We start from the raw sequence: 1,012 nt of genomic DNA on the forward strand, positions 1-1,012 counted from the left end.
GTGCGGTCATCAACTCGGTGAACTATGAGGACGGGGACGGGCCGGAGTCGCGGTTCGCGAAGGTCACCCGGCTGGCGCGGGAGCACGGTGCTGCGCTGATCGCGCTGACCATCGACGAGGAGGGCCAGGCCCGGACCGTCGAGCACAAGGTCGCCATCGCCGAGCGCCTGATCGAGGACCTGACGGGGAACTGGGGGATCCGCGAGTCGGACATCCTCATCGACACCCTGACCTTCACCATCTGCACCGGCCAGGAGGAATCCCGCAAGGACGGCATCGCCACCATCGAGGCGATCCGCGAGCTCAAGCGCCGCCACCCGGACGTGCAGACCACGCTGGGCCTGTCCAACATCTCCTTCGGCCTCAACCCGGCCGCACGCGTCCTGCTGAACTCCGTCTTCCTCGACGAGTGCGTGAAGGCCGGTCTGGACTCCGCGATCGTCCATGCCTCCAAGATCCTGCCGATCGCCCGGTTCGACGAGGAGCAGGTCACCACCGCCCTCGACCTGATCTACGACCGGCGGAGCGAGGGCTACGACCCGCTGCAGAAGCTGATGGCCCTCTTCGAGGGCGTCAACACCAAGTCGCTCAAGGCCGGCCGCGCCGAGGAACTCCTCGCGCTGCCGCTGGACGAGCGACTGCAGCGCCGCATCATCGACGGGGAGAAGAACGGCCTGGAGGCCGACCTCGACGAGGCCCTGCAGACCCGGCCCGCCCTCGACATCGTCAACGACACCCTCCTGGAGGGCATGAAGGTCGTCGGCGAGCTCTTCGGCTCCGGCCAGATGCAGCTGCCGTTCGTGCTGCAGTCCGCCGAGGTCATGAAGACGGCCGTCGCCTACCTCGAGCCGCACATGGAGAAGACCGACGACGAGGGCAAGGGCACCATCGTGCTGGCCACCGTGCGCGGTGACGTCCACGACATCGGCAAGAACCTGGTCGACATCATCCTGACGAACAACGGCTACAACGTCGTCAACATCGGCATCAAGCAGCCGGTGTCCGCGATCCT

The 1,012-nt window shown here is 66.7% G+C and carries 1 protein-coding gene; it reads left to right on the forward strand.

The window, feature by feature from the left end; all coding sequences use genetic code 11:
- Window positions 1–1,012: dihydropteroate synthase (locus ACZ6I1_RS35030; RefSeq protein WP_469293179.1), on the forward strand; the 1,012-nt coding region annotated here is incomplete at both ends.

The organism is Streptomyces sp. NPDC046303 (assembly GCF_055588085.1).